This is a genomic window from Psychrobacillus sp. FSL H8-0484 (genome assembly GCF_038005325.1).
Lineage (GTDB): Bacteria > Bacillota > Bacilli > Bacillales_A > Planococcaceae > Psychrobacillus.
Map to the genome: position 1 here is coordinate 1,353,310 of NZ_JBBOSZ010000001.1, position 16,004 is coordinate 1,369,313.

A 16,004-nucleotide genomic window follows, 5' to 3' on the forward strand; every position below is an offset into this window, starting at 1 on the left:
ATTGGCAGGAGATATTTTATCTCAATCAGAAATAGATGCGTTGTTAAGTGCGCTTTCCACAGGTGAAATGACCGCAGATGACATGAAAGGTGAACAGGAGTCCAGAAAAGTTAGAGTGTACGACTTTAAACGTGCTCTTCGGTTCTCGAAGGACCAAATTCGTAGTCTTACGCGGATTCATGAAAACTTTGCTCGTTTATTAACAACATTTTTTTCTGCCCAATTAAGAACGTACGTACAAATTTCAGTAGTTTCAGTGGATCAAATACCTTTTGAAGAATTTATTCGTTCGGTACCACATATGACTCTAATCAATGTGTTTGAAGTTCCTCCATTAGAGGGGAATATTTTGATGGAAATTAACCCAAACATTGCTTATTCTATGTTAGATTTATTAATGGGTGGTAAAGGACAACCCCCTGCAAAGGTAAGTAATTTAACAGAAATAGAAACAAAGATAATGATGAATTTATTTGAACGCTCGTTTGATAATCTTCGAGAAGCTTGGGTTAATATTGCGGATATTGATCCAATTTTAACGGAGCTGGAAGTTAATCCGCAATTTTTACAAATGATCTCCCCAAATGAAACGGTTGTTGTAATTTCATTTAATACAATTATTGGTGAAACGAGTGGAATGATTAATATTTGTATCCCTCATGTTGTTTTGGAGCCAATTGTACCGAACTTATCGGTACGTTATTGGATGCAAACAAATAAAAAAGAAGTATCACCGGAACAATTGCAAGTATTGGAAAGACGAGTAAAATCAGCAGAAATTCCAGTAGTAGCGGAACTTGGTTCAACCGATATTTCTATAGAAGATTTATTGTATTTACAATTAGGAGATGTTATTCAGTTAAATACGAAAATAGATGACTCGCTAACAATTAAAGTAGGAAGCATCCCTAAATTTAAAGCCCAACCAGGGAAACTAAAAAAACGAATGGCTGTTCAAGTCATTGAAACTTTGAAAGGAGGAGAAGATGATGATGAGTGATGATATGCTCTCCCAAGAAGAAATTGAGGCCCTCCTAAGAGGAACTTCTATAGAAGAGGAAAAAAATAAGAGTAATTTAGTAGAAGAGATTAATGTGGAGGATTATTTAGATGCTTTTGCCCAGGATACACTTGGGGAAATAGGAAATATTTCATTCGGAAGCTCTGCAACTGCTCTATCTTCTCTTTTAGGTCAGAAAGTCGATATTACAACTCCTAATATTGGTATGATTAATCGTAGTAAGTTAAAAGAGGAATTTCCACATCCATATGTTGCTATACAAGTTCAGTATACTGCTGGCCTAATAGGTATGAATTTGCTTGTCATTAAACAGTCGGATGCTGCAATTATTGCAGATTTAATGCTTGGTGGAGATGGAACGAATCCCAATCCAGATCTTAGCGAAATTCAGTTAAGTGCAGTGCAAGAAGCAATGAATCAGATGATGGGTTCTGCAGCGACGTCCATGTCCACTGTATTTAATAAAAAAGTGGATATATCTCCCCCTACTATTGATCTAATGAATTTATCAGCAGATGAAGGTACAGATGCTATTCCGAACGAAGAATTACTTATTAAAATTTCATTCCGACTAAGAGTTGGTGAATTAATAGACTCGAATATTATGCAGTTGCTGCCATTGGATTTTGGTTTGAAACTCGTAAAATCACTAATGGGTGAAGAGGAAGAACAAGAAGTTGCTGCGACGATAATGGAAGAAAGGGTGCAATCTACTCCTGCTCCCGTTCAAACTCCAGTAGCACATACGCAACAATTGCAGGAACAAGTTACGCAATCACAAATGCAGTTTAGTCAACCGCGTCAGGTAGCACCACAAGTAGAAGTACAACAAGCACAGTTTGCTAGTTTTGAAGCACCTAGTCTATCACAAAATGAATCTAGAAATCTAAATTTACTTCTTGATATTCCGCTTCAAGTAACAGTAGAATTAGGTCGTACAAAAAGAACTGTAAAAGAAGTTTTAGAATTAACGAGTGGTTCTATTATTGAACTTGATAAATTAGCTGGAGAGCCAGTTGATATTCTCGTAAATAACAGACATATTGCAAAAGGTGAAGTTGTGGTTATTGATGAGAACTTCGGTGTTCGAATAACAGATATTTTAAGCCAGGCAGAACGAATTCATAATTTAAGATAGCAATGGAGGAAACATAATATGTCGAAGAGAATTTTAATAGTTGATGATGCAGCATTCATGAGAATGATGATTAAAGATATTTTAACGAAAAATGGTTTTGAAGTAGTAGGGGAAGCTGCAGACGGTTTACAAGCAGTTGAAAAATATGCAGAGTTAAAACCGGACCTTGTAACAATGGATATTACAATGCCTGAAATGGACGGAATTGCTGCACTAAAAGAAATTAAATCTAAACATCCAGATGCGACCATTATTATGTGTTCAGCGATGGGTCAACAAGCAATGGTTATTGATGCTATTCAAGCGGGAGCAAAAGATTTTATCGTGAAACCTTTCCAAGCTGACCGAGTAATTGAAGCAATTTCCAAAGCAATCGGGTAATAGAATGTTGAGGAAAAATACCCTCGTTATTTGTATCGTTTCTATTCTTTTATTTCTACCGTTTCAGATGGATGCAAAAGCCTCAGTAGATCCAAATGAAACTACTGAAGAATATTTAAAGAGAACAAAGACCGAAAAAGATAATGAACGTGAGCCTGTAATAGATACAGATACAGAAAAAGAAATAAAAACATCTCCTGACAAAAGTGGAGTGTCGTTAAACGCCTGGGACTATATTAAAATGGTTTTCGCTTTACTATTTGTTATATTTTTACTTTATGGGTTATTGCGATTTGTTAATAGTAGAAATAGATCTTTCCAACATAATCAGCTTATTCAAAACCTAGGCGGAGCTGGAGTTGGACAAGGTAAATCCATACAATTAATGCAAGTGGGTAATACTCTGTATTTGGTCGGTATTGGAGAAGATATTACTTTATTAAAGGAAATAACAGATCCAGAGGAAATAGAAAAACTGACAAAAATATACGAAGATAAGCTAGGTAACAGTAAAACCGTTCCGTATATCACGGAACTTTACAATCGATTAAAAGAAAATGTCTCTTCTAAAGCGAAGAGTAATGAAAAAAAAGGTCCTTCATTTAACGAAACGTTTCAAAAGAGACTACAAGAAATTAAGAAAGACCGAAGTGAAGTATTAGAGGATTGGAAGACAAAGGAGCGCGAAAAAAATGAATGATTTTGTCCAATTCTTCTCGGACAGTGATCCGTCCAATGTCGCCACGTCTATTAAGTTAATGCTCTTGCTGACGGTTTTATCTTTAGCACCTAGTATTTTAATATTAATGACATCTTTTGCAAGAATCGTCATTATTCTTTCCTTTGTTCGAACGGCACTTGCTACACAGCAAATGCCGCCGAACCAAGTAATTGTGGGACTAGCATTATTTTTAACGTTTTTCATCATGGCACCAACATTCCAAGAAGTAAATGAAGATGCTTTAACCCCGTTATTTAATGAAGAGATTACTTTAGAACAAGCATATGAAAATGCTAGTGGGCCTTTTAAAGAGTTTATGAGTAAGCATACAAGGCAAAAGGATTTAGAGCTATTTTTAAGTTATGCAGAAGCAGAGAGGCCCGAAACAATTGAAGATATTCCTTTAACAGTCATGGTCCCTGCTTTTGCCCTTAGTGAAATCAAAACGGCATTTCAAATTGGGTTTATGATATTCATTCCATTTTTAGTAATCGATATGATTGTAGCCAGTGTACTAATGTCGATGGGGATGATGATGTTACCACCCGTAATGATATCATTACCATTTAAAATTTTATTATTTGTATTAGTAGATGGATGGTACTTAGTGATGAAATCCATCTTACAAAGTTTTTAGGAGCTGATTGTATTGAGTAATGAAATGGTAATTTCCATTGCAGAAAGAGCAATTTGGGTCATTCTTCTTGCATCAGGTCCTCTTCTTTTAGTTGCTTTAATTACCGGTCTTGCCGTAAGTATTTTTCAAGCTACCACACAAATCCAAGAACAAACGCTTGCTTTTGTGCCAAAAATAGTTGCGGTTCTAGTAGCCATTGTTTTTTTTGGACCGTGGATGTTATCTCAAGTAACATCTTATGCTACTGATATCTTTGAGAATTTAATAAGATACATTGGTTAATTCGATGGATGAAATTTTACCTAATTTAACTGTCTTATTACTTATCATAGCAAGGGTTTCTGCATTTTTCGTTACGTTGCCGCTATTTTCGCATCGAACGATTCCAGCCTCTCACCGTATTGCATTTGCTGTCGTCCTTTCATGGATGATGTACTATACACTCGATGTAGAAGCATTTGAGGTGAATGGGGATTACATATTATTAATAATCAAAGAAGTCATTATCGGATTATTTATTGGATTGCTTGCTTACATTATTATGTCTGCCATCCAAATTGCCGGAGGATTTATAGACTTTCAGATGGGTTTTGCAATTGCCAATGTGATTGATCCACAAACAGGAGCACAAAGTCCATTAATTGGACAATTTCTAAATACATTAGCACTTCTTTTGTTACTAGCCTTAAATGGTCATCATTTATTGTTGGATGGAATTTTTTATAGCTATCAATTTATACCAATGGATTTATCCTGGCCTCCATTTGGACAAGAAGACTTTGTCGAGTTTATTATGAAGACATTTGCAGGCGTATTTGCAGTTGCGTTTCAAATGTCCATACCAGTTGTTGCTACGCTCTTTCTCGTTGATATTGCGCTAGGAATAACGGCGAGAACTGTACCACAACTAAATATTTTCGTCATCGGTTTTCCAATTAAGATAGCTGTCAGCTTTTTAGTACTACTTGTTATGATGGGTGTATTAATGGCAGTTGTTCAAAAAATGTTTGAAATTATGGTAATTAGTATGCGTGATTTAATGATAATTTTAGGTGGTGGCTAATATGTTAATGCTCCGATTGGACTTACAGTTTTTCGCTGGAGAAAAAACGGAAAAAGCAACTCCTAAAAAAAGAGAGGATTCGCGCAAAAAAGGACAAGTATTAAAAAGCCAAGATGTGACAAGTGCAATTGTGTTACTTTCTGTTTTTTTATTCTTATTTTTCTTTTCTGGGTTTTTACGAACAGAAATATTTTCGTTTTTTAGTGTCACATTTACAAAATATATGTTAATTGAAACATTAACCATTGAGACTGCTATCGAAATATATAAGGATTCACTGATGGAAATGGCAGTCATTTTATTACCTATAATGCTTGTAGCTGTGTTAGCTGCAATAGCAGCTAACTTCTTTCAGTTTGGCTTATTGTTTACAACAGAACCATTAAAGTTTGACCTAAAGAAAATTGATCCAATCAAAGGATTAAAACGAATTTTTTCACTTAAAGCAATAGTTGAACTGTTGAAATCCATTTTAAAGATTTCGTTTATTGGGTCAGTCACAACGTTTATATTATGGATGAATCTCGAACAAGTACTTTCTTTATCTTTTAAAACAGCATGGGATACACTTTCAACCGTTGGATGGCTAACAGGCATGATGGGAATAGCTGCATCCTGTGTTTTGCTATTTATATCGATTCTAGATTTCTTTTATCAGCGTTTTGACTATGAAAAAAATCTGAAAATGTCCAAGCAAGACATTAAAGATGAACATAAAAATTCTGACGGTGATCCAATAATTAAGTCGCGTATAAGACAACGACAAAGAGAGATGGCAATGCGTCGAATGATGCAAGAGATTCCTACCGCAGATGTAGTTATTACAAACCCGACCCATTTTGCGATAGCTTTAAAATACGACGATGAATCGATGGATGCTCCAACAGTTGTAGCAAAGGGTGCTGATTTTGTTGCACAGAAGATCAAGTTAATTGCAAAAGAAAATGATGTAGTTATGGTAGAGAATCGACAGCTTGCTCGAGCAATGTATGACCAGGTAGAAATTGGTCAAAGAATTCCGGATGAATTTTTTAAAGCAGTTGCAGAAGTACTTGCTTATGTATATCGAATTAAACAAAAAATTTAAAGGTAAAGATTGAGGTGGAAGTATATGCAAGTCCGTGATATATCCGTATTAGCAGCTGTAATTTCAATTGTGGCTATGCTAGTAATACCTCTTCCACACTGGTTATTGAGTTTTCTGATTATCGTTAATATTACAATAGCGTTATTGATTTTAATGACCGCTATGAATATGCAAGAGGCTTTACAGTTTTCAGTCTTTCCAACTCTTTTATTACTTGTAACTTTATTTAGACTTGCACTGAATGTCTCTACAACGAGAGCTATTTTATCTGAAGGAGATGCTGGTAAAGTAGTCGAAACTTTTGGTACCTTTGTTACTGGTGGAAATATGTTAGTTGGTTTGGTAGTGTTTGCTATTTTAGTAATTATTCAATTCATCGTTATTACTAAAGGGGCAGAGCGTGTATCTGAAGTAGCGGCGCGTTTTACACTGGATGCGATGCCAGGTAAACAAATGAGTATAGATGCAGATTTAAATGCAGGAATGATTTCTGAAAAAGAAGCAAGAGAACGGAGAGAAAAAGTTAGTGGAGAAGCAGACTTTTATGGGGCGATGGATGGTGCAACAAAATTCGTAAAAGGTGATGCCATTGCTGGAATAATAATTGTTATTATTAACCTTTTATTTGGTATTATCATTGGTGTTGTACAATTTGGGCTTCCTTTTCAGGAAGCAGCGGTTCTTTTTTCTACATTAACTGTAGGAGACGGTCTTGTATCTCAAATTCCAGCATTATTAATCTCTACAGCAACTGGGATTGTTGTTACAAGAGCCGCTTCTAAAGGGAATCTTGGCGGAGACATTACGGATCAATTATTTAATCAGCCTAAACTGCTTTACGTTGCAGCTGCATCCATTGCTCTTCTCGGAGTGGTTACTCCTATTGGACCACTATTAACATTCCCTATATCCATTGTACTTATCGTTGGGGCTTATATGATGAGTAAGGCGAGAAAAGAAGACCCAGTAGAGTTAGAAGAATTTGAAGAGGAAGTTACTACTGATAATATGAAAAGCCCTGAAAATGTTATTAACCTATTAAATGTGGACCCTATCGAATTTGAATTTGGATATGGGCTTATTCCTTTAGTAGACGCGGCACAAGGTGGAGACTTACTTGATCGAGTTGTCATGATTCGAAGACAACTTGCATTAGAACTCGGTATTGTTATCCCTGTTGTTCGTATACGTGATAACATTCAGCTTCAACCAAACGAATATCGTCTTAAAATTAAAGGAAATGAAATGGCCAGAGGCGAATTATTACTGGATCATTATTTAGCGATGAGTCCTGGAGATGACGATTCCATTGAAGGAATTGACACCATCGAGCCTTCATTCGGACTACCAGCAAAATGGATTACAGAATCAGTAAAAGAAGAAGCCGAGATACTGGGGTATACAGTAGTAGATCCCCCTAGTGTTGTTTCGACACATATGACCGAGATTATTCGGAACAATGCACATGAGTTGTTAGGACGACAAGAGACAAAACAATTGATTGATCATATTAGAGAAACATATCCAATCCTTGTGGACGAGTTGACCCCAACTCCATTAACAGTTGGTGAAATTCAAAAAGTATTAAGTAATTTACTTAAAGAGCATGTTTCTATACGTAATTTACCAATAATATTTGAAACACTTGCCGACTATTCAAAAATGACTTCAGATGTCGATATATTGACAGAGTATACGAGACAATCATTAGCGAAACAAATAACTTCACAGTACGCTGGAAATAATCATGTATTAAAAGTATTAACGGTCTCTGGTAAAGTAGAAAAACTAATTGCGGATAGCATTCAACAAACGGAGCATGGAAACTACTTATCTATTGATCCGAATGATTCACAAGCAATCTTAGAATCTATGGCGAGAGAAATTGAACGTGCTTCGTTAATGGAGCAATCTCCAATTATTTTATGCTCACCAGCAGTTCGAATGTATTTAAGGCAGATGACGGAAAGATATTTCCCTCAAATTCCGATTCTTTCATATAATGAGTTAGAATCTTCTATTGAGGTACAAAGCGTTGGGGTGGTGAATGTAGAGTGAAGATGAAAAAATATACGGCTAGTACTATGCCTGAAGCAATGAAGTTAATACGACAAGAATTAGGCGAAGAAGCTGTCATCTTAAATTCAAAAGTTGTTTATTCTAAAGGTTTTTTAGGCTTGTTTAAAAAGAAGTCTATTGAAGTACTAGCTGGAACGGATACATTTGATAACCCAATTAAACAAACAGAGAGTCCTGTTATTTCAAAAGAACAATCAGTAAATGCCTCTGTGGAAATTAAGAAAGAATTAGAAGATTTAAAGCAAATGGTAAAATCCATCCAACGTCCTCATTCAAGTAATATGTATCCAGAGGAAATGAAAATTATAATCAATTATTTACATGAGCAAGAATTAGCAGAAGAGCTTATCACAACAGTTAGTGATGAGCTTTTTGTGCATGTCAAGAGTTGCAAAGAACCTTTGAGTATAGAGGAGCAAATGACATATATAAAAAAATGCTTATCCTCACAGTTGGATAAGTTACCTTTTGGCGGTATTTCATATACTAGGAAATACATAAATGTGTTGGGCCCTACAGGCGTAGGAAAAACGACGACCATAGCGAAAATGGCTGCTCGCGCAGTTTTAGAGAAGAAGAAAAAAGTAGGATTTATCACTACGGATACATACCGAATTGCAGCAATTGAGCAACTGAAAACATATGCTGGGTTGCTACAAGCTCCAATTGAAATTGTGTATAACGAGAAAGATTTACAAGAGGCAATGAAAAAGTTTGAAGCACTGGATATTGTGTTTATTGATACTGCAGGACGAAATTATAAAGAAGTAAAGTTTGTAGAAGATTTACAAAAACTTATTGATTTAAAAGGAAATACGGAGACATATCTAGTGCTTTCTTCTACCTCTAAGCAAAAAGATATGGAAGTAATTATCGAACAATTTAATGAGTTTCCTATTGAAAAATTTATCTTTACAAAGATTGATGAAACAAATTCTATTGGCTCCGTTATTAATTTAATGGTTAAATATAAGAAAGGACTTGCTTACTATACGGATGGTCAAGAAGTCCCGGAAGATATCGTTGAATCTAATCTAAATGAATTGCTCAATTTACTTTTGAAGGGGATTCGTTATGAGAGACCAAGCTGAAGAATTAAGAATGCGAATGCTCCAAAGCCAAAACAAGTTAGGTCGCTCTATTGCGGTTGTAAGCGGAAAAGGTGGAGTTGGTAAAAGTAATTTTTCTACTAACTTTACTACTACTTTAAGTGGAATTGGAAAAAAAGTTGTTCTAATTGATATGGATATAGGTATGGGGAATATTCATATTTTACTAGGTAAAACTACTCCCGCCAACTTGAAAGATTATCTCGTAGGGGAAAAATCGATTGAAGAGGTATTGTTCGAAGGGCCAAATAACCTTCAATATATCTCTGGAGGATCTGGCCTGTCAGGTGTCATGGAATGGACAGAAGAAATGTTTAGCAGGTTAATACAAGCCTTTGAATATTTACAAAAACACTACGACTATATTGTATTTGATATGGGGGCAGGTGCCACAAGCCAGGCATTAGATTTATTGGTTTCCGTAGATGATATTATTGTCATTTCGACTGCAGAACCAACTTCTATAACAGATGCATACTCTATGATGAAATATATTTATTACAAAGATCCGGATAAAAATTTCTTTCTGCTTTGTAATCGAGCATTTTCGGAGGAAGAGGGTATTGATACTACTTCTAGATTAGAATTAGCAATGTCTAGATTTTTATCGAAAGAAGTTTTCGTATTAGGGACTTTACCAGAGGATCCGGTTGTTCGAAAATCAGTAAAAGAGCAAGTACCCTTCTCCATTCTCTATCCGAATGCAGAAATAACAAAAAAAATGAAGCAAATAGTAAATAGATTCACAGATTATAAGCTGGAAGAAGAACCAACTTCAAAACAAAGTAAATTCATTTCTCGTTTGAAAAGTCTCTTTTCAGGAAGGGCGTGAAATGATGGAGTTATTACAAAAAAAGAAATTGTTAATTGTGGATGATTCCGCTTTTATGCGAAAACTAATAAGTGACTTTTTTATTGATAGTAAAGTAATAGAAGTGGCTGGAATTGCTCGAAATGGTAAGGATGCAATTCAAAAAATAAAAGTGCTCCAGCCTGACGTTGTAACATTGGATGTAGAGATGCCTGAAATGAATGGTTTAGATGCTCTAAAACAAATTATGTCCGAAACACCAGTTGCTGTTGTCATGCTTTCTAGTACGACACTAAAAGGGACGGAAAGTACCCTTTTAGCAATGGAATATGGTGCAATAGACTTTGTTGCAAAGCCAAGTGGAACCATTTCATTAGATTTACATAAAATTCAAGATGAACTAGTAAAAAAAGTAGAAAATGCTGCCAATGTAACCATGAGTAAAATGAAAAAACCTGCTGTAACACTATCAACCATAGCAGAAGATAGAAAAGCTCTTGTACCTATAAAGGTTCAAAAGTGGAGCAAAAATAATAAAAAGATGGTTATTATCGGTACATCAACTGGTGGTCCTAGAGCACTTCAGGAAGTAATTCCAAAGCTTCCAAAAAACATGAAAGCACCTGTATTAATCGTACAGCATATGCCAGCAGGATTTACAAAATCGTTAGCGGCGAGATTAAATCAATTATCTAAAATTGAAGTAAAAGAAGCAGAACATGGAGACATCATACGGGATGGACATGCTTATATTGCCCCGGGTGGGTTTCATATGCGGATGCAAAAAACAGGGAGTACCTATACGATTGTTCTGGATGATAAAGAGCCACCTCGAGCGGGCCATAGACCTGCAATAGATGTTTTGTTGGAAGACGCTTGTCGTTATGATGATTTTGATAAAATAGCTGTCATAATGACTGGAATGGGATCTGATGGCTCTAGAGGTCTTCAAAAGTTAAAGAAAAATGGCAATGTAATGGCAATCGCAGAATCAGCTAACACTTGTGTGGTATACGGAATGCCAAAAGCTGCGGTTGAAACAAAGTTAGTGGATGAAGTAGCAGACTTAGAAAATATAGCAAATGCTATCATACAATTCTTGCCTTAAAGGGGTGTTAATGAATGGATACGAATCAATATTTAGAGATGTTTATAGAAGAGAGCAAGGAACATTTACAAGCTTGTAATGAACATTTATTAGAATTAGAAAAAAATCCAGCAAACATTGCAATTGTTAACGAAGTCTTCCGATCAGCGCATACATTAAAAGGTATGTCAGCAACAATGGGCTACGAAGACATAGCAAATTTAACGCATAAAATGGAAAATGTGTTAGATGAAATAAGAAACAATCGTTTACATGTAACACCTGACTTATTGGACGTTGTTTTTATAGCAGTAGATCAATTAGAAGAAATGGTTTTAGATATCGCTGCAGGTGGAACAGGGAAATTAGACGTAGCAGAAACTGTTCAAAAATTACACTTGATTGAAACGGGAGAAGAAGCTCCAGTCGCAGCAACTACTTTGGAAAAAAATATTTCTGTAGAAATTACGCCTGACGGTAACTGGTTGACATACGATGATTATGAATTAACTGTTATTCAGCAATCATCTGAACAAGATTATCAAACGTATGAGATTTCTGTGAAATTACGTGAAGATTGCTTGTTAAAAGCCGCACGTGTCTATATGGTTTTTGAGTTACTTGAGAAAATGGGAGAAGTTATTAAATCTTCTCCTTCCGTTGAGAAATTGGAAGATGAAGATTTTGATGAAATATTCTACATTGCTTTAGTTACGACAGAGCCAAAAGAAGATGTGCAAAAGAAATTAATGAAAGTGTCTGAAGTAACAGAAGTACTTGTGAATTCCGTTACAATTGAACAGTTAAAAAATCGTCAACAGGAAGCAATAGACAAAAAACAAGCGGAACCAAATGTTTCAGAAGTAGTCGAGGTTAAGAATACTTCAACTGAAATAAAATCGGTTGAAGGAGAAAAGTCCTCATCCCCTAAGAATCAAAATCAAGGTAGTAAAACAATTCGTGTAAATATTGAACGTTTAGATATTTTGATGAATTTATTTGAGGAACTAGTTATTGATCGAGGTCGACTGCAATCTATTTCGGAGGATCTTCATAATAGTGAACTAGATGAAACTGTTGAACGTATGTCACGTATTACCGGTGATCTTCAGAATATAATTCTAAATATGCGAATGGTGCAGGTAGAAACAGTATTCAATCGATTCCCTCGTATGGTGAGACAATTAGCAAGAGATTTAAATAAAAAGATTAAACTTGAAGTCATTGGTGCAGAGACGGAATTAGATCGTACGGTAATTGATGAGATTGGGGATCCGCTTGTTCACCTTATTCGAAATTCTTTAGATCATGGAGTAGAAAGCCCTGAAATTAGGAAAGCAAATGGAAAACCAGAAGAAGGTACTGTTATACTTCGTGCATTTCATAGTGGAAATCATGTCTTTATCGAAATCGAAGATGATGGTGCTGGTATAAACCGCGCAAAAGTATTAAAAAAAGCAATTGCAAAAGGAATTGTTAGCGCAGAAGTTGCTCCTAGCATGAGTGATAAACAAGTTGCAGAACTTATTTTATCTTCGGGGTTCTCTACTGCTGATGTCATTTCAGATGTTTCTGGGAGAGGCGTTGGTTTAGATGTTGTAAAAACAACTATTGAATCTCTTGGGGGATCCATTGATATTTCTTCAACAGAAGGAAAAGGATCATTATTCTCTATTCAATTACCTTTAACACTTTCTATCATTTCGGTTATGTTAGTTGAACTTGGAGAGGAAATTTATGCTGTTCCACTTTCTTCAATCATTGAAACGGCAATTATTCGTTCATCGGATATTTTAAATGCGCACAATCAAAAAGTAATTGATTTCCGTGGAAAAGTAGTGCCATTAGTATTTTTAGAAGATGTTTTTGATGTTCCTAGAGAAAGTACAAAAGAAGAATTCCACTCAGTAGTTCTTGTGCGTAAAGGAGATAAATTAGCTGGGCTAGTAGTAGACTCATTTATAGGTCAACAAGAAATAGTGTTGAAATCGCTTGGAACATACTTATCTAGTGTGTTTGCTATTTCAGGAGCAACAATTTTAGGAAATGGTAAAGTTGCGCTAATTGTAGATTGCAATGCATTGATAATATAAGAGTAATTCTCTTGGGAAGGATGCTAAACTATATGACACAAGCTATTGATGTGCAAAATTTAAAAGTAGTTGTTTTTCAACTAGCAGATAAAGAATACGTTATTCCTGTAAGTCAGGTACAAGGAATTGAAAAATTAATTCATATTACAAGAGTGCCTAAAACGCCTTCTTTTGTTAAAGGAGTAATTAATCTAAGAGGGGTAGTTACACCAATAATAGACTTAAAGAATCGTTTTGGTCTTGGTGAAAGTGAATTAGACGATTCTACTCGCATAATAATCATTTCGCTAGAGGATATGAATGTTGGCGTAATTGTAGATTCTGCGAATGATGTGTTAGATATACCTTCTAATTCAATAGAACCTCAGCCAGAAGTAGTGGGCAGTTTGGAACAAGACTTTATAGCAGGAGTGGCAAAATTAGATCGTCGTTTGTTAATATTGCTTCATTTGAATCATGTATTAAATCCGATAAAGTCAGGTGTTTAATATATGTACGAAAAAAATATTACTTCGATGCATTTAGATGTTTTAAAAGAAATTGGTAATATTGGCGCGGCACATGCAGCAACTGCCTTGTCTACATTACTAAACAAAAAAATTGATATGAAAGTTCCAAAAGTTGAGATGGTTTCTTTCGACGATATGATGGATTTAGCTGGAGGGCCCGAAAGTGTTGTGGCTGGAATTTATCTTCAAATAGAAGGTGATGTTTCAGGTAGCATGTTTTTTGTTTTACCTGTAGAACAAGCCAATCGATTTATTCAACGATTAATACATGATGAAAGTTTGGATTTTCAATTTGGACAAGTTTCTGAAATAGCCGCTTCTGCCATGCAGGAATTAGGAAATATTCTTTCGGGTTCTTATTTGTCCGCCCTTTCTGATTTTACGGGGTTGAAAATTTATCCAACAGTACCAGCCTTAAGTGTTGATATGGTTGGAGCTATTATTAGCTTTGGATTAGTGGAGGTTTCTCACGTTAGCGATTACGTCATTGTCATTGACACTGCACTTAACGAGGAGGACGCGCCGAACGGAGAAAGTGTTAAAGGACATTTCTTCTTATTGCCAAATCCGGAGTCATTTCAAGCTATATTTAATGCACTAGGAGTTCAATAGCATGATTGGACAAGGTCAAGTTGTGAAAGTTGGAATTGCAGATATGAATATTGCAAAGGCTCCGGATACTATTCGGACTTCTGGACTTGGTTCATGTGTTGGGGTCGTACTGTTTGATGAACGATCGCAAATAGCAGGGTTAATTCATGTCATGTTGCCAGATTCTAGCCTAGGAAGAACAGAAACAATAAATGTTGCAAAATTTGCAGATACAGGAATTCCTGCAATGATAGAACAACTAAAATTAGAAGGCGTTCAACCTTTTAAATTACGTGCAAAAATTGCTGGAGGTGCACAAATGTTCCAGTTTTCTTCAAGTAGAGACACGATGCGTATTGGACCAAGAAATGTCGAGGCTGTAAAGGAGTACTTAAAAAAATATTCCATACCGATTGTTTCAGAAGATACAGGTGGAAATAGTGGGAGAACGATTGAGTTTAACCCCGCCACTAATCTGCTAAACATTCGGACGGTGAACCAAGGAGTGAGAGATATTTAATGGTTGGGACAATTCTTTCAAACTTTTGGGTAGCTCTATTCGCTTTTAGTATTTACTTTTTTTCAGCGTATCCATTTATGGAAGGGTTGAGTATTTTATTTAACGCTAGCGTCTTGGCTATTATCTTTTTTGTACTAACATTTATAGTAAGGGCAATAATTGGCTTTGTTATGGAAAATCCCGTTAACATAGAGCAAGAAATGGTTGTAGTTTCACCAGATGTTGCAGCAGAACCAGAAATAACATCCGAAAAATATGCTGAAATAGTAAAAAGTCTGTTAAAGGATGAATGAAAATGGGGAGTCGATGTTTTTCGGCTCCCCATTTGTTACAATATACTAATAGATGCGATATATTCGAAAGGAGGATAATTGTGGCAAAACAAAATTCGACAGAGGAACAGCTCCTTTGGAAGCAATGGAGTGAAAGCAAAGATCCTCAAGCTGGAGATTTACTTCTACGTAAATATACTCCCCTTGTTACTTATCACGTACAACGTATCGGTGCAAGTATCCCCAAAAATATATCAAGAGACGAACTTAAAAGCCTTGGAATGATGGGCTTATTTGATGCGTTAAACAAGTTTGATTATTCACGAGACTTAAAATTCGATACGTATGCTTCATTCCGAGTTAGAGGAGCAATTATAGATGGATTAAGAAAAGAAGATTGGTTACCAAGGTCTTCTCGTGAGAAAGCGAAAAAACTAGATTCCAAAATAGAAGAATTAGAACAAAAACTAATGAGGCATGCCACCGCTGAAGAAATTTCTAATTTTATTGAAATACCAGTAGAGGAAGTTTACCAAACAGTCCAAGAACACTTCTTTTCGAACGTCCTATCCATGGATGAACAAATACAAGAAAATGATGAATTGGAAAGCAAGTCGTTTGTGATAAGAGATGATTCTCAAATAACCCCTGAACAGCAGATGGTAAAACAAGAATTACTCCATGATCTTGCAAGTCAAATTCAAATGTTGAATGAGAATGAACAACTAGTTTTAAGTTTATTTTATACAGAAGAGTTAACATTGACAGTAATTGGTGAAATGCTTGGTTTGTCTACTTCAAGAATTTCGCAAATCCATTCAAAGGCTTTATTTAAGCTTCGTAAACTATTAGTGAATGAAATGATGAATACATAATTTATAGGAG

At 35.6% G+C, this 16,004-nt stretch carries 18 protein-coding genes; all 18 read left to right on the top strand.

Annotated elements, in window-relative coordinates; genetic code table 11:
• Window position 1: 1 nt before the first annotated feature.
• The 18 genes from fliM to MHH81_RS06310 all read left to right on the top strand — a co-directional run bounded on the left by fliM (window position 2) and on the right by MHH81_RS06310 (window position 15,994).
• A complete protein-coding gene (gene fliM, locus MHH81_RS06225; protein WP_340919143.1) occupies window positions 2–1,000 on the top strand; it encodes a flagellar motor switch protein FliM in 999 nt (332 codons plus the stop codon).
• Window positions 993–2,159 (top strand): flagellar motor switch phosphatase FliY, encoded by a 1,167-nt coding sequence (gene fliY / locus MHH81_RS06230; RefSeq protein WP_340925141.1) that lies wholly within the window; start codon window positions 993–995, stop codon window positions 2,157–2,159. The genes fliM and fliY overlap by 8 nt, the downstream gene beginning before the upstream one ends.
• 18 nt (window positions 2,160–2,177) lie before the next feature.
• Complete coding sequence (locus tag MHH81_RS06235; protein WP_340919145.1) at window positions 2,178–2,540, top strand: response regulator; 363 nt, start codon at window positions 2,178–2,180, stop codon at window positions 2,538–2,540.
• A 4-nt stretch (window positions 2,541–2,544) separates the two neighbouring features.
• Complete coding sequence (locus MHH81_RS06240; RefSeq protein ID WP_340919148.1) at window positions 2,545–3,240, top strand: flagellar biosynthetic protein FliO; 696 nt, start codon at window positions 2,545–2,547, stop codon at window positions 3,238–3,240.
• The gene (gene fliP, locus MHH81_RS06245) at window positions 3,233–3,898 is read left to right on the top strand and encodes a flagellar type III secretion system pore protein FliP (RefSeq protein ID WP_340919150.1); all 666 of its coding nucleotides are present in this window, start codon (window positions 3,233–3,235) and stop codon (window positions 3,896–3,898) included. Before MHH81_RS06240 ends, fliP begins: the two co-directional genes overlap by 8 nt.
• Before the next feature lie 12 nt (window positions 3,899–3,910).
• Complete coding sequence (gene fliQ, locus MHH81_RS06250) at window positions 3,911–4,180, top strand: flagellar biosynthesis protein FliQ (protein WP_340919152.1); 270 nt, start codon at window positions 3,911–3,913, stop codon at window positions 4,178–4,180.
• 4 nt (window positions 4,181–4,184) lie between these two features.
• Window positions 4,185–4,961 carry a flagellar biosynthetic protein FliR gene (fliR, locus tag MHH81_RS06255; protein ID WP_340919155.1) on the top strand — a complete coding sequence of 259 codons (777 nt, stop codon included), beginning with the start codon at window positions 4,185–4,187 and terminating at the stop codon, window positions 4,959–4,961.
• A 1-nt stretch (window position 4,962) separates the two neighbouring features.
• Window positions 4,963–6,048, top strand: a complete 1,086-nt coding sequence (gene flhB / locus MHH81_RS06260; RefSeq protein WP_340919157.1) for a flagellar biosynthesis protein FlhB — start codon at window positions 4,963–4,965, stop codon at window positions 6,046–6,048.
• Window positions 6,049–6,072: 24 nt separating this feature from the next.
• Window positions 6,073–8,106: a flagellar biosynthesis protein FlhA gene (gene flhA, locus MHH81_RS06265; protein ID WP_340919160.1), complete on the top strand. Its 2,034-nt coding sequence runs from the start codon at window positions 6,073–6,075 to the stop codon at window positions 8,104–8,106.
• Window positions 8,103–9,218, top strand: a complete 1,116-nt coding sequence (gene flhF / locus MHH81_RS06270; protein ID WP_340919162.1) for a flagellar biosynthesis protein FlhF — start codon at window positions 8,103–8,105, stop codon at window positions 9,216–9,218. The genes flhA and flhF overlap by 4 nt, the downstream gene beginning before the upstream one ends.
• A complete protein-coding gene (locus MHH81_RS06275; RefSeq protein ID WP_340919165.1) occupies window positions 9,202–10,068 on the top strand; it encodes a MinD/ParA family protein in 867 nt (288 codons plus the stop codon). Before flhF ends, MHH81_RS06275 begins: the two co-directional genes overlap by 17 nt.
• 4 nt (window positions 10,069–10,072) lie before the next feature.
• The gene (locus MHH81_RS06280) at window positions 10,073–11,155 is read left to right on the top strand and encodes a protein-glutamate methylesterase/protein-glutamine glutaminase (RefSeq protein WP_340925142.1); all 1,083 of its coding nucleotides are present in this window, start codon (window positions 10,073–10,075) and stop codon (window positions 11,153–11,155) included.
• 14 nt (window positions 11,156–11,169) lie between these two features.
• The gene (locus MHH81_RS06285; RefSeq protein ID WP_340919168.1) at window positions 11,170–13,227 is read left to right on the top strand and encodes a chemotaxis protein CheA; all 2,058 of its coding nucleotides are present in this window, start codon (window positions 11,170–11,172) and stop codon (window positions 13,225–13,227) included.
• Window positions 13,228–13,259: 32 nt separating this feature from the next.
• Window positions 13,260–13,715 carry a chemotaxis protein CheW gene (locus tag MHH81_RS06290; RefSeq protein ID WP_340919169.1) on the top strand — a complete coding sequence of 152 codons (456 nt, stop codon included), beginning with the start codon at window positions 13,260–13,262 and terminating at the stop codon, window positions 13,713–13,715.
• Window positions 13,716–13,718: 3 nt separating this feature from the next.
• Window positions 13,719–14,348 carry a chemotaxis protein CheC gene (locus MHH81_RS06295; RefSeq protein ID WP_340919171.1) on the top strand — a complete coding sequence of 210 codons (630 nt, stop codon included), beginning with the start codon at window positions 13,719–13,721 and terminating at the stop codon, window positions 14,346–14,348.
• Between the two features lies 1 nt (window position 14,349).
• Window positions 14,350–14,847, top strand: coding sequence for a chemotaxis protein CheD (locus MHH81_RS06300; RefSeq protein ID WP_340919173.1), 498 nt, complete (start codon window positions 14,350–14,352; stop codon window positions 14,845–14,847).
• On the top strand, window positions 14,847–15,140 hold the full coding sequence (locus MHH81_RS06305; protein ID WP_340919177.1) for a hypothetical protein: 294 nt from the start codon (window positions 14,847–14,849) through the stop codon (window positions 15,138–15,140). Before MHH81_RS06300 ends, MHH81_RS06305 begins: the two co-directional genes overlap by 1 nt.
• 80 nt (window positions 15,141–15,220) lie before the next feature.
• Window positions 15,221–15,994 carry a FliA/WhiG family RNA polymerase sigma factor gene (locus MHH81_RS06310; RefSeq protein WP_340919179.1) on the top strand — a complete coding sequence of 258 codons (774 nt, stop codon included), beginning with the start codon at window positions 15,221–15,223 and terminating at the stop codon, window positions 15,992–15,994.
• Window positions 15,995–16,004: the final 10 nt, after the last annotated feature.